The sequence below is a fragment of the Patiriisocius hiemis genome, assembly GCF_031846325.1.
GTDB lineage: Bacteria > Bacteroidota > Bacteroidia > Flavobacteriales > Flavobacteriaceae > Patiriisocius_A > Patiriisocius_A hiemis.
In genome coordinates this window covers 1-12,538 of the sequence record NZ_JAVRHZ010000001.1, presented here as the reverse complement: position 1 = coordinate 12,538, position 12,538 = coordinate 1, and the positions used below count along the sequence as shown (strand labels likewise).

The 12,538-nt window shown below is 33.1% G+C and carries 15 protein-coding genes; 6 read left to right on the top strand and 9 right to left on the bottom strand.

Annotated features, from left to right (window positions below; translation table 11 throughout):
* Position 1 precedes the first annotated feature (1 nt).
* From RM538_RS00075 to RM538_RS00065, 3 genes are read left to right on the top strand one after another with little or no spacing between them, the layout of a single operon-like run.
* Positions 2-352, top strand: coding sequence for a DoxX family protein (locus RM538_RS00075; RefSeq protein WP_311331347.1), 351 nt, complete (start codon positions 2-4; stop codon positions 350-352).
* A 2-nt stretch (positions 353-354) separates the two neighbouring features.
* Entirely contained in the window at positions 355-966 is a 612-nt protein-coding gene (locus tag RM538_RS00070) for an alpha-ketoglutarate-dependent dioxygenase AlkB family protein (RefSeq protein WP_311331346.1), read from the top strand.
* A gap of 20 nt (positions 967-986) precedes the next feature.
* Positions 987-1,274 (top strand): TIGR03643 family protein, encoded by a 288-nt coding sequence (locus RM538_RS00065; RefSeq protein WP_311331345.1) that lies wholly within the window; start codon positions 987-989, stop codon positions 1,272-1,274.
* 1 nt (position 1,275) lies between these two features.
* On the opposite strand, the gene RM538_RS00060 is transcribed toward RM538_RS00065, so the two are convergent.
* On the bottom strand, positions 1,276-2,055 hold the full coding sequence (locus RM538_RS00060) for a S1/P1 nuclease (RefSeq protein WP_311331344.1): 780 nt from the start codon (positions 2,053-2,055) through the stop codon (positions 1,276-1,278).
* Positions 2,056-2,180: 125 nt separating this feature from the next.
* On the opposite strand from RM538_RS00060, the gene RM538_RS00055 reads away from it, so the two are divergent.
* From RM538_RS00055 to RM538_RS00045, 3 genes are all read left to right on the top strand, one after another.
* Complete coding sequence (locus RM538_RS00055; protein ID WP_311331343.1) at positions 2,181-3,110, top strand: alpha/beta hydrolase; 930 nt, start codon at positions 2,181-2,183, stop codon at positions 3,108-3,110.
* A 61-nt stretch (positions 3,111-3,171) separates the two neighbouring features.
* A complete protein-coding gene (locus RM538_RS00050) occupies positions 3,172-4,506 on the top strand; it encodes a DUF819 family protein (RefSeq protein ID WP_311331342.1) in 1,335 nt (444 codons plus the stop codon).
* A 53-nt stretch (positions 4,507-4,559) separates the two neighbouring features.
* Positions 4,560-5,270 (top strand): DUF4369 domain-containing protein, encoded by a 711-nt coding sequence (locus tag RM538_RS00045; protein ID WP_311331341.1) that lies wholly within the window; start codon positions 4,560-4,562, stop codon positions 5,268-5,270.
* On the opposite strand, the gene RM538_RS00040 is transcribed toward RM538_RS00045, so the two are convergent.
* From RM538_RS00040 to RM538_RS00005, 8 genes are all read right to left on the bottom strand, one after another.
* Positions 5,267-5,536: a hypothetical protein gene (locus RM538_RS00040; RefSeq protein WP_311331340.1), complete on the bottom strand. Its 270-nt coding sequence runs from the start codon at positions 5,534-5,536 to the stop codon at positions 5,267-5,269. The genes RM538_RS00045 and RM538_RS00040 overlap by 4 nt on opposite strands.
* A 30-nt stretch (positions 5,537-5,566) precedes the next feature.
* A complete protein-coding gene (locus tag RM538_RS00035; RefSeq protein ID WP_311331339.1) occupies positions 5,567-6,541 on the bottom strand; it encodes a type I phosphomannose isomerase catalytic subunit in 975 nt (324 codons plus the stop codon).
* The gene (locus RM538_RS00030) at positions 6,538-6,993 is read right to left on the bottom strand and encodes a peroxiredoxin (protein WP_311331338.1); all 456 of its coding nucleotides are present in this window, start codon (positions 6,991-6,993) and stop codon (positions 6,538-6,540) included. Before RM538_RS00030 ends, RM538_RS00035 begins: the two co-directional genes overlap by 4 nt.
* 2 nt (positions 6,994-6,995) lie before the next feature.
* On the bottom strand, positions 6,996-7,403 hold the full coding sequence (locus RM538_RS00025) for a 6-pyruvoyl trahydropterin synthase family protein (protein WP_311331337.1): 408 nt from the start codon (positions 7,401-7,403) through the stop codon (positions 6,996-6,998).
* Positions 7,400-7,918, bottom strand: coding sequence for an isopentenyl-diphosphate Delta-isomerase (idi, locus tag RM538_RS00020; protein WP_311331336.1), 519 nt, complete (start codon positions 7,916-7,918; stop codon positions 7,400-7,402). The genes RM538_RS00025 and idi overlap by 4 nt, the downstream gene beginning before the upstream one ends.
* Before the next feature lie 99 nt (positions 7,919-8,017).
* Complete coding sequence (locus RM538_RS00015; RefSeq protein WP_311331335.1) at positions 8,018-9,958, bottom strand: OmpA family protein; 1,941 nt, start codon at positions 9,956-9,958, stop codon at positions 8,018-8,020.
* 29 nt (positions 9,959-9,987) lie between these two features.
* On the bottom strand, positions 9,988-10,941 hold the full coding sequence (locus RM538_RS00010; protein ID WP_311331334.1) for a PorP/SprF family type IX secretion system membrane protein: 954 nt from the start codon (positions 10,939-10,941) through the stop codon (positions 9,988-9,990).
* Between the two features lie 57 nt (positions 10,942-10,998).
* On the bottom strand, positions 10,999-12,538 hold a 1,540-nt coding region (locus tag RM538_RS00005; protein WP_311331333.1), incomplete at its 5' end, for a DUF7507 domain-containing protein.

The window sequence follows — 12,538 nt, the reverse complement described above, 5'->3', positions numbered from 1 at the left end:
TATGTTACCATGGCATCAATATTTATTAGGTTTATTATTTGTGTTAGCTGGCGCAAATCATTTTAGAACTCCAAAAATATATAAGCGTATCCTACCGCCGTATATCCCAGCACATGATACTATTGTGCTTCTTTCTGGAATAGCAGAAATGATTGCTGGTTTTATGCTTTTAAATCCAGAAACTCAAGCTATAGCAGCATGGAGTATCATAATAATGTTACTGCTGTTTATTCCTGTGCATATTTATATGCTTCAAAATGAAAAAGCAGCATTAAAACTGCCTAAATGGGTTTTGGTTATTAGGATTCCGCTTCAGTTTGGGTTGATGTATTGGGCGTATCAATATGTGTAGAGATGGATTTATTTTCTTCAGAAATAGAAACTTCAATAAAAAATTATCAACTTAAAGATGCAGCTATAAATTATTATGATTCTTTTTTTTCAGAAAAAGAAGCCAATTCTTTCTACTCACATTTTTCAAATGAAACAGATTGGCAAGAAGATACTATAACAGTTTTTGGAAAGACCTATAAGCAACCAAGATTAACTGCTTTATATGCATTAAACAAAAAGCCCTACTCCTATTCTGGCATTACAATGCATCCTAAACCTTTTACTCAAGAGCTTATAAAAATTAAAAGCAAAATAGAAACCGTAATCGATGTGAATTTTACAACCGTATTACTAAATCTTTACCGCGATGGAAATGATAGCAATGGTTGGCATAGTGATGATGAAAAAGAACTAGGTAAAAATCCAATTATTGCTTCTGTAAGTTTTGGAGCAACAAGACAGTTTAAATTACAGCACAAAAAAGATAAAGCCTTAAAAGAAAAAATTGCCCTTACACATGGCAGTCTATTAATCATGAGTGGGACAACACAGCATTACTGGAAGCATCAAATCCCCAAAACCAGAAAAGTAGTAAACCCAAGGATTAACCTAACTTTTAGAATAATAAAATAGTAAATCTGTAATTTTGTAGTATGAAAGATGAAACTAAAAAATTTACTGATAGAGAGTTAGACCGCATTATTGAAATGGCTTGGGAAGACCGTACCCCTTTTGATGCTATTACCTTTCAATTTGGAATAAGCGAGCAAGAGACTATTGAAATCATGCGAAGAGAAATGAAGCCCTCAAGTTTTAAAATGTGGCGTGAAAGAGTACAAGGTAGAAAGACAAAACACAGTAAATTACGCGATAGCAACACAAAAACATTCAAATCTACCAGACAAAAGCATATTACTCACAATAAGATTTCAAAGAGGTAATCTACTCGAAAATTTCATTAAGTATAGTTGCAAGACGGATGCCTCCTTTTTGTAACTGTGACCGTACTGTTGTAAAATAATCATGCATATAACGATAGCCTAACTTCTCTCCTACTTCAGTATTTTCATAAACATCTTTACAAATAGCTCTACTTTCATTCATCCAATCTAAAACAGAACCAGACTTAATAGTAGAGAGCTCCTGTTTTGAAAGTTTTCTTGTATTACTAGCCAATTCTTTATAAGACATATTGTAATGTTCTATCATCTTAGTATCCCAAACGGTATGTAAATTTGTCCCCTCATTAAACCAGCGTACTTGAAAATCATTTCCACCTTTATCTTCAGCTAAACCAATATGTAATGGTTGATGCAGATCACCTATAAAGTGTACTAATAGGCGTAAATGAAACGCTTTATTCTCATTACTTTCAGTTTTACTTTTCAATACTTTGATACAGGTATTAATTGCTACTATGATATCGCCTCTATCACTTTTAGGGTGTGTTTCGTAGGCACTATCAAACGGGAAGTTTACATAATGCCAGGGTCCATATTTTCTATAAGCATCATCACTTTTAATTTCATCTCCATAAGTAGAAACAAAAGCAAGTGATTCTCCATTCAATAAAGATTCAATAGCTTTTTTGGCATTTTTTGACAAATACTTTTCAGCAATTTCTCCCGTCACTCTGTGCCCAGTTTTACCCCAATCATCAATAGCTAAAGAAGTACTAGAAATTAATATAAAAGCAAAGAATAATAAATAGGTCTTTTTCATTGTTTTAAGAGTTTACTACAAAGATACTATTCCATAGGTTTTACTGGCATTAAATTTGGTTATAGTATCTTACAACAATTTAAAATACTACTTTAACGTTTCAAAAATAGTTTTAAACCATACTAATGAAAAAGTTCCTATTCCCATTACTTGTACTTTTTGTTTTTTCTAATGCGTTAGCTCAAGAAAAAAAATATACCGAAAAAGAATTAAGCGTTTCAAAATACATTGACGGTACTCTCTTATTACCTTCTACAGAAAACCCTAAACTAGTAATTATTATTGCAGGCTCAGGACCCACAGACAGAAATGGAAATTCAAGTATGTCTAGAAATAACTCTTTAAAATTTTTAGCTGAAGGGCTAGTAAATAATGGTCTAGCTGTTTTTAGATATGACAAACGGTCTGTAAAAATGCTCAAAAATAGAGATCCAAATATGGCTAATATTCAGTTTAATGATTTTATTACTGATGCTGAAGAAGTGATAAATTACTTTAAAAGAAGTGAACAGTTTTCAGAAATACATGTTGTAGGTCATAGCCAAGGTTCTTTAATAGGTATGTTAATAGCAAAAGGTTCAGCTAGTAGCTTTACCTCATTAGCAGGCACAGGACAACCAATAGATGATGTAATTATAACACAAATAGCAATACAACAACCTGGACTAGATAAAAGCGCAGCAACTGCTTTTAAGGAGCTAAGAGAACGTGGTAGTACTACAAATTACGATCCAGCGCTAGCGTCTATTCTTGGGCCTCAAATACAACCATTTATGCTTCAATGGATGCAATTTAACCCTGCTGAAGAAATTAAAAAGTTAGATATCCCTGTGTTAATTATTAATGGTACTAAAGACCTTCAAACCAAAGAGACAGAAGCAGCTTTACTTAAAGAAGCAAAACCAGATGCTTTATATAAGATTATTGAAAATATGAATCATCTATTCAAAAAAATTGAGGGAAATGATCTTGAAAATCAAAAATCGTATGGAGACCCAAACTTACCTGTAATGCCTGAGTTAATTGAAACAATAAGTAGTTTTATTAAAAATTAAACAGCTTCTTAAGTTGTTTAATTTTTACTAAATAATTGTATTTTGCAATAAATAGTTTATTATGCAGGATACTACTCAAGTACTTAAAGACACCACCCCTTTTTTAACTAATGATACCATTGTTTTTGGTGTATTAATGGCGGTACTCGCTATTATATTTTATACTTCGTCTAAAAAAGATGGGTTTTGGCATAAGTTTTATAAAATAATTCCTGCTTTATTTTTAGCGTATTTTTTACCTGCTATTTTAACTTCTATTGGTCTTATAGCGCCAGAATGGACAACTATTAACGAAGATGGCTCTGTTACCGAAGGTAGTACAAGTCTCTATTATATGGCAAGTAGGTACTTACTACCCGCAGCATTAGTACTAATGACCCTAAGTATGGACTTAAAGGCTGTCTTTAATTTAGGGCCTAAAGCATTAATTATGTTTTTTACAGGAACTGTAGGAATTATTCTAGGGGGGCCCATTGCTGTTTTGTTAATTGGTTTAATTTCTCCAGAAACAGTAGGTGGTGAAGGTGCAGATGCTGTTTGGAGAGGACTTTCTACACTTTCAGGAAGTTGGATTGGAGGAGGCGCAAATCAAGCTGCTATGTTAGAAATTTATGAGTATAATCCTCAATCATATGGGAAAATGGTGTTTGTAGATATTGTAGTAGCCAATGTATGGATGGCTATATTATTAATTGGAATTGGAAAAGCTACAAAAATTGACAAATGGCTGAAGTCTGACACCTCTGCTATTGAGGCCTTAAAAGAAAAAGTTTCTACCTATTCCAAAAAAATGGAGCGAAATCCAACTCTTACAGATTATATGGTATTAGCTGGGATAACTTTTGGAACAGTAAGTTTAGCACATTTTGGTGCTGGTTATATTAGTGCAGCTTTTGATGGAGTAATTGGAGGAATGGAAAAAGGACTTGCAAAAAACTCGCTTACCTTTTTGTCTTCTAGCTTTTTCTGGATGGTATCCATAACTACAATCATTGGTATTTTATTATCATATACAAAAGCTAAAAACTTTGAAGGTGCTGGAGCAAGTAAGATTGGAAGTATTTTTATTTACATTTTAGTCGCAAGTATTGGAATGAAAATAGATATCACACAAATTTTTGACAACCCTGGTTTACTGGCTATTGGATTCTTATGGATGAGTATCCATGCTGGACTACTTATATTAATTGCAAAATTAATAAGAGCCCCTTACTTCTTTATGGCAGTAGGTAGTCAAGCTAATGTAGGTGGGGCCGCTTCTGCTCCTATTGTAGCGTCTGCGTTTCATCCATCACTAGCAACAGTAGGTGTATTGTTAGCTGTTTTTGGGTATGCAATTGGTACTTTGGGTGCTGTGCTTTGTACATTTATGATGCAAGTAGTTTCGGCAGGATAAAAACTTTGTTCACAGTTTAAAATTTATCATATTTGCCAGCCTAAATAAAACACATGAAATACCTAGTCTCATTATTAGTATTTGCTATTATTTTAAGTAGTTGTGAGAGTTCTTCAGAAAACACAATGATACTTACTGGTAATATAGAAGGACTCAAAAAAGGTACTGTTTTACTACAAAAAATTGAAGACACACTATTACTTTCAATAGATAGTGTTACTATAAACGGTGATCCAACTTTCACTTTTAAAGATGAAATAACTAGTCCAGAAGTGTATTACTTGTATTTACGACTTAAAGATGGGTCTTTATTAGACGAGCGCATTCCATTTTTTGCTGAACCTTCAGAAATTAATATTACTACTTCTTTAAAATCTTTTGCAATTGATGCAGAAATTACGGGATCATTAAATCAAGATAAGAGTAAAGAGTACAACAAATTGATGCAACGCTATAGAGATAGGAACCTTGAGCTTATTGAAAATGAATTTATAGCAAGAAAAGATGGAAAAGACTCCGCTGCAAATGCATTACGAAAACAACAAAATGCATTACAAAGAAGCTCTTATTTAGCAACTATAAATTTTGCAAGAAACAATCCAGATATTGAGCTATCTCCTTACTTACTTATTAACGAAACCCCAGACATTAATATTAAATACTTAGACACCATATACAACAGCTTAGCTCCAAAAATAAAAGACTCTAAATACGGTAAAGATTTAGAGTCCTTGATTAAAAATCGTAAAAGCTTAGAAGACTAAGAAAGTTTATTTATTCTATCAATAAGTGCTCTTCCTTTTGTTTCGAGTTCTGCATTAACCGCTTTAAAGTGTTCCTTTTTATTTTCAACATCTTTAGTGTTTACTTTGGTAATTAGCTCATCAAAAACATTAATTGCATCATCAATAATAGCCTCTGCTTTTTTATCATCTTTCTTAGGGTTTGTAAGCTCCCAGATATAAACAGCTTCAATAATATCTCCTAAAACGTAATTAATATCTTTTTTTAATTCTCTTACACTTGCCATAACAATATTAGTTTATAATTTGTTGCAAAATTATGGAATATAAACTTCTAATACTGTAGCATTTTGAGTTTTTATTGTTAGCTCTTTAAAGTTTGCAGGTATAAGTACTGTTTCTCCAGTAGAAATTGTTTCTGAAAAATCATCAACTTCAATAGTTCCGTTCCCAGCAACGCACATATAAACTACGAAAGAGTCTATTATACTCAAATCTCTCTTAAATTGTTTTGTGAGAGATAGTCTGTTTGTTTCAAAATAAGCAGATTTTTTCAATAAAACAGCTTCGTTAGTTATATGTTGGTAGGCTAACTTTGCATCGGGTTGATTGTAATCTATAGCGGCTATTGCCTCTTGCGTATGTAATTCTCGCATATTCCCATCTGTGCCTGGTCTATCCCAGTCATAAATTCTATAAGTAATATCGCTTGTTTGTTGAATCTCAGCTAAAACAACTCCCGCACCAATAGCATGAACAGTTCCAGGAGCTATAAAAAAACTATCTCCTTTTTTTACATTCTCTGAATGTAATATTTCCATAATATTATTATTCTGAAGATACTCTTCATAAGTTGATTGATCCATCTCTCTATTGAATCCTAAAATAAGGCGAGAATTTTCTTCAGCGTTCATGATATACCACATTTCAGTTTTTCCAAAAGAATTGTGGCGCTCTTTCGCTAAGGTATCATTAGGATGTAATTGAACTGAAAGGTCTTGTTTTGCATCAATAAACTTGAATAATAAAGGAAAATTAGTGCCGTAAGCTTTATACACTTTGTTACCAAGCAAATCTGCGGTGTAGTGTTCTATTAATTCATTTAATTTTTTTCCTTTTAATTTTCCGTTATTTACCTCTGAAATATTTCCTGTTACACCAGAAAGTTCCCAACTTTCTCCTAAGGTTTCACCACCCTCTTTGTTGTAAAGTGTTTTTAATTTTGAACCACCCCAAACTTTTTCTTTAAGGATAGGTTTAAATTTAAGAGGGTATAATGCTGAAAAACTCATACTAATTTTTGAAGATATTTAAGTGATTTTTCAATATGTGGTGTAGCATTAACAGAATCAAAAGTATATCTTAGTTTTCCGTTTTCGTCAAAAACATAGGTAACTCTTCCTGGCAATAATCCAAGAAAATTATTTTTAACACCAAATAACTTTTTCACGTCTCCCTTTGGATCTGCAAGTAAAGTAAATGGCAATTTATATTTATTTGCAAATTTTTTATGTGAAGCTTCAGAGTCTTTACTTATACCAACTACTTTTGCATTAAACTTTTCAAAGTCTTCATATTTATCCCTAAAGCTACAAGCTTCTTTGGTACATCCGGGTGTAAAGTTTTTAGGATAAAAGTAAATTACAAGGGGTTGCTTCCCAGAGAATTCTTTACTATTAAATGTATTACCAAATTGATCATTCAATTTAAATTCTGGTACTGTATCTCCTATAGTTAAACTCATAATTAGCCGGTATAAACTACAAAATTGCGAGGAGTTTCATATAACTTTATAGTTATTGCGTATTTAGTATCTAGTTTTGCACGTAGCTTATTCCAGATTACAATTGCTATATTCTCTACAGTTGGGTTTAAGTTTTTAAATTCTGGTACTTCAACATTCAAATTTTTATGATCGAAAGAATCTTCAACTTCAGATTTAATAATATCTTTTAATATTTTTAAATCTATTAAATACCCTGTTTCTTTATCTATACTTCCGGTTAAACCCACTTCAAGCTCATAGTTATGTCCATGATAGTTTGGATTGCTACATTTTCCAAAAACTTCAAGATTCTTCTCGTTAGACCAATCTTCACGAAACAGTCTGTGTGCTGCGTTAAAATGAGCTTTTCTATAAATTGTTAAACTCATGTCTTTAAGTGTTTGTAAAACTTGTCAAAAATTATTTTAAACCACTCTGTATATAGTTCAGGTTGGTTTTTAATATCCTTTTTCACATCTTCTAATGGCATCCATTTCCAATCTGCAACTTCATCTGTATTTATTACTGGCTCATCTTCATAAGCACCTACAAGTATATGATCATATTCATGTTCTGTAAGACCATTATCAAAAGGAGCTTTATAAATAAAAGATGTTGTTTCTTTAAGGTCTGTTTTAAAGCCCATCTCTTCTTGTAAGCGTCTTTTTCCTGCTTGTAAATTTGTTTCTCCTTCACGTTGATGACTACAACATGTATTAGTCCAAAGCCCTGGCGAATGGTATTTATGCAAGGCACGCTGTTGAAGCATTAATTCGTTTTTATTATTAAATATAAAAACTGAAAAAGCTCTATGCAATAAGGCTTTTTCATGCGCCTCTATTTTTTCCATGAGACCAATTTGTTCATCTTGTTCATTAACAAGAATTACAAGTTCTTTATTCATCCAATTTCCTTTTTCTCAAAAATACGAAATAGCTAGGGTATTAAAAACAAAAAGCACCCATATCGGGTGCTTTTAAAAAAAGTATTTATGGTAGATAACTTAGTTCATTATTAAGAACATGGACCTTCTGTTTAATTGGTGCTCTTCTTCAGTACACTCAACTCCATTAGAGCATTGATTTACTAATTGATATTCACCATATCCTGTAGCTTCAGTAAATCTACTTCTATCAATACCTCTATTATTTACTAGGTAATCTAGTGTAGACTTAGCGCGTTTGTCTGAAAGTGCTTCGTTATAGGCGTCATTTCCTCTAGAATCTGTATGAGATTCAATCTTGATAATTAACTCTGGGTATAGACGCATTGCAGCAGCTATTTTCTCTAATTCTATTGCAGCATCAGGTCTAATGTTATACCTGTCAAAATCAAAGTATATTGGTTGTAAGTTTAATCTACAACCTAAATCATTAGGAGGACAAGGGTCAAGCCATTTAAGTGCTAAAGGCACTTCAATAGTTCCTGTTACATCTGGAGTTTCTACTACTTTTTCCTCAGGCCTATAACCTTCTTTTGTTCCTCTTACTAAATATTGTGACTCACAAGCTGCGGTAAAGCTATAGCTAGCATCATCGCCAACTATTACTTTTTCAACAACCTCGTTATTATTGGCATCAAGCAGAGAAACTTCTGCACCTGGCAGCAATGCTCCAGAGTCAACGTCTGTTACAACTCCAACAATGGTGATTTCACATTTTTCTTGAACTCTGTATATATCATCTCCAATACTTCCATTTTGTCCATCTCTATTTGAGGATAAATAACCTATTCTCTTTTCTTCTTTTATTATAAATCCAAAATCGTCTTGGTTACTATTTGCTGGTTCTCCAAGATTTGTAATTTTTCCTGGTAGTCCATTTGCATCAAGTGGGGTTACATAGATATCAAAACCACCTAAACCAGCTCTTCCGTCTGTAGAATAGTATAAATTATTTTCTTCACTAATAAAAGGGAAGGATTCTCTAGTTTCTGTATTAATAGATGGTCCTAAGTTTACTGGTTCGCTGTAACTATTTTCTCCAGTAATATCTACATACCATAAATCTGACATCCCTAAAGTTCCCTCCATGTCTGAAGAAAAATATAATCTTTTTTCGTCATTACTTAATGCTGGGTGAGCTACAGAATGTTTTTTACTGTTAAATGGTAGCTCAACAATATTTGTCCAATAGTTTTCACCGCTAATAGTAGCTTTATATAGCTTTAATCGAACTGTTTTTGTTTTATCTTTTCCTTTTTTCCCGTCTGTATAATTGTTTCTAGTAAAGTAAACTGTAGACCCATCTTTTGTAAATGCTGCAGAAGACTCGTGATAAGGAGTATTTACCTCACCACCTATAGGTTCAACATTTGATAGTTTCCCTTCAGCATCCATATCTGCTGTATACAGATCTAAAAATGGTTGGTCTGTCCAACTATAGACTTTTTGCCCTTCTGTGGCTCTACTTGCTGAGGCAAAAACAAGTTTATCACCAAAATAGGAAGGTCCAAAATCTGAAAATTCTGTATTAACAGACACTTTCTCAACAATATACCCTTTAGATTCAAATGCAATACTTTCTAAATAATTAGGGTCATTTTTAAAGTTTTTAATAACTAAACTATCTCCAGCAATCGCAGAATAAAGTTCCATAAGTCTATCAGACTCATCATACTTCTTCACACTTTTAAGTGATTGAGCTGCTCTGTAATAATATTCAGATTCGATTTCTGTAGGGAACTTTGCTATAGCTTGTTGATACCACTTTGCAGCGTTATCATAATCACTATTCCAATAGTATGTATCTCCTAATTTTTTTAAAATCTCTGCAGACTCATACCCATTCTCTACCACTTTAAGGTAGGTTTCTCTGGCATCTATATATGAGTACTTATCAAATTCTTTATTTGCTTTCTCAATTTGGTTTTTTTGAGAAAAAGAAACACTAGTACATAGGAGCACTAGTGTTAAGATAAATGTATTTTTTAGTTGTTTATTCATTGCCCCAATAATTAATTTTGTTATTGTTTTTAGAAGAATCTTGGTGTTAATACACGCTCTGGTTTCTTAAAGATATCAAAGCGAAGCATAATTTCATAAGATCCATCACTATATTGTTCTATATCTGTAGTTTGGTAATCGTATCCAAAACCAATAAATATTCCTTCAGATGCTTGAAAACCAACTAGTGCACTCATTGCAGCACTCCATCTATAGGCTGCTCCTAATGTAAATTTTTCATTAATTAAGAAGTTTGCAGAAACATCCCATTGCAATGGTGATCCACTTACAGCTTTTACTAAAGTTGCAGGCTTAAATTTTAAGTTATCACTAATATCAAAAACATAACCTGCAATTAAAAAGTAGTGTAACCTTTCTGCAGGACTAACTTCTCCGTCAAAATTACCATCTGCAAGTGTTGACTCGTCAAAGTGCTTTGTTGTTAAGAAGTTAGGTACAGAAAGTCCTAAATAAAACTTTTCTGTGTTATAGTACACCCCAGCCCCAATCTGCGGTTGTAATCTATTATCTACATTATTTTCAAAACCAGGATCTGGAGTATTTGGATTTAAGTTTAACTTGTTAAAATCTACATCTAGTAAATCTAAACCTGCTTTTAAACCAAATGATAATTGTCCAGTATCTGAAGTGTTAATTGTATACGAGTAATCTATGTTTACATTAGATTCTATTGCAGGTCCAATCTCATCTCTAACAATAGATAAACCAAGACCCATATTTTCTAATGCACCTATTGGCGAATTTACTGTAAATGTACCTGTTTTAGGGGCTCCTTCAAAACCAACCCATTGTGTACGATATAAAGCTCCAAAGCTTAGTGCGTCACGTGAGCCAGCATAAGCAGGGTTTACCACCTGTGTATTGTACATATACTGAGTATATTGTGGATCCTGTTGCGCATTACTTGTAAAAACTCCTCCAAGTAACATCAAAATTATGATTGCAAAATAACTGTTCTTCATAGTTGTATATTTTAACCCAAGAGGACAAGCCTCTTGGGATTTATCTATAATTTTCTATTATCTATTTAAATATAAGTATCCTGTATAATTGTCTTTCTCTGGATTCTGACTTGGGTCAGAAGGGAAAGTTAATATATAGAAGTATGTTCCTGTTGGCAACTCTTTTTCTTCTCTAATCGTAGAGCGTCCATTAGATCTTCCAGTAAATACATTCTCTGCACCTGTTGCACCACCATAGCCATCAGTTTCAAAGACTAGTACACCCCATCTGTTATAAATCTTAACGTTATTCACAGGGAAGTCTTCTATTCCTAAAATCTGGAAGTAATCGTGTGCTCCATCACCATTTGGTGTTACTCCATTATAGATTTCAAACTGTTGACCTAATACATCTGGTAAAATAGTTATTGTTGGATCATCTGGATCACCATCACCATCTGGATCAGCGTTTGTTGTATTAATTGGATCATCAGAAGTATCACTCACTTCATTTCCGTTACTATCTTCACCAGTTGCTGTTGCTTGATTTACTACCTCTTGGTTAGCAATGTCAGCTTCAGTTACTGTATATGTTGCCGTAAACGTTGTGCTATCAACTTCACCTGGCTCTAATACTGCAATAGGTCCACCTTCAATCTCAATTCCTGGTAATGGGTCATCAAGTGTAATATTAAATACTGTTACTGTACCTGTATTAGTTACAGTAAAGAAGTATGAAATAGTTTCACCTACTTGTGTACTACCATCTCCATTTTCATCATTGAATATACCTGATTTCTCTAATGAAATCATTGGCATTTGACAAAGTACAGTTATTGTTGAGTCATCCTCAAAGTTACTGTTGTTATCAGATAGGTCACTCACTATATTTCCTAGTGGGTCTAAACCTTCAGCAGTTGCTTGATTTGTAACACTACCAGCGTTAACATCATCTTGAGTTACTGTGTAGATTGCACTAAATGTTTCAGTATCAGAATCTCCAGCAGCTAAATCTACAGGACCTCCCACTACTGTTACAAGTGGATCTGTAACAATTACATTAGTTAGTGTAACATTTCCAAGGTTTGTAACAACAAAGTCATAAACAATAGTCTCTCCTAAGTCTACACAACCATTTCCATTTTCATCAGTTGGTGTTCCTGTTTTGATTAAAGCAATGATTGCATTGTTACATAGTGCAGTTACGGTAGGATCATCTTCCACATCACTATTATCATCAGATAAATCTGAAACAATACCGCCATTAGGATCTAAACCTGTTACTTCTGCTTGATTGGTTACTGAACCAGTATTAATATCTGCTTGAGTTATTAAATAAGTTGCAGTAAACGTTGTAGCGTCTGTTGTTCCAGGAGCTAATGTTATTGGTCCTCCTTGTACATTTACTAGAATGTCATCAATATCTATATTAGTAATTGTAGTGTTACCATTATTAATAACCGTGAAGTTATATGTAATAGTTTCTTTTACATCACTACAACCATCTCCGTTTTCGTCATTTACAGTTCCAGTTTTAATTAAAGCAAGACTAGAGTTTTGACATAATGTTGTAACTGTTGGGTCGTCTTCTAATTCACTATTATCGTCAGACAGATCT

Bases quoted from the DNA above. Each gene is read 5' to 3' on its own strand.
- RM538_RS00050 (WP_311331342.1), top strand. From the start codon at position 3,172: ATGCAGGATACTACTCAAGTACTTAAAGACACCACCCCTTTTTTAACT.
- RM538_RS00075 (WP_311331347.1), top strand. From the start codon at position 2: ATGTTACCATGGCATCAATATTTATTAGGTTTATTATTTGTGTTAGCT.
- RM538_RS00065 (WP_311331345.1), top strand. From the start codon at position 987: ATGAAAGATGAAACTAAAAAATTTACTGATAGAGAGTTAGACCGCATT.
- RM538_RS00025 (WP_311331337.1), bottom strand. From the start codon at position 7,403: ATGAGTTTAACAATTTATAGAAAAGCTCATTTTAACGCAGCACACAGA.
- RM538_RS00060 (WP_311331344.1), bottom strand. From the start codon at position 2,055: ATGAAAAAGACCTATTTATTATTCTTTGCTTTTATATTAATTTCTAGT.
- RM538_RS00015 (WP_311331335.1), bottom strand. From the start codon at position 9,958: ATGAATAAACAACTAAAAAATACATTTATCTTAACACTAGTGCTCCTA.
- RM538_RS00030 (WP_311331338.1), bottom strand. From the start codon at position 6,993: ATGAGTTTAACTATAGGAGATACAGTACCAGAATTTAAATTGAATGAT.
- idi (WP_311331336.1), bottom strand. From the start codon at position 7,918: ATGAATAAAGAACTTGTAATTCTTGTTAATGAACAAGATGAACAAATT.
- RM538_RS00035 (WP_311331339.1), bottom strand. From the start codon at position 6,541: ATGAGTTTTTCAGCATTATACCCTCTTAAATTTAAACCTATCCTTAAA.
- RM538_RS00040 (WP_311331340.1), bottom strand. From the start codon at position 5,536: ATGGCAAGTGTAAGAGAATTAAAAAAAGATATTAATTACGTTTTAGGA.
- RM538_RS00010 (WP_311331334.1), bottom strand. From the start codon at position 10,941: ATGAAGAACAGTTATTTTGCAATCATAATTTTGATGTTACTTGGAGGA.
- RM538_RS00055 (WP_311331343.1), top strand. From the start codon at position 2,181: ATGAAAAAGTTCCTATTCCCATTACTTGTACTTTTTGTTTTTTCTAAT.
- RM538_RS00045 (WP_311331341.1), top strand. From the start codon at position 4,560: ATGAAATACCTAGTCTCATTATTAGTATTTGCTATTATTTTAAGTAGT.
- RM538_RS00070 (WP_311331346.1), top strand. From the start codon at position 355: ATGGATTTATTTTCTTCAGAAATAGAAACTTCAATAAAAAATTATCAA.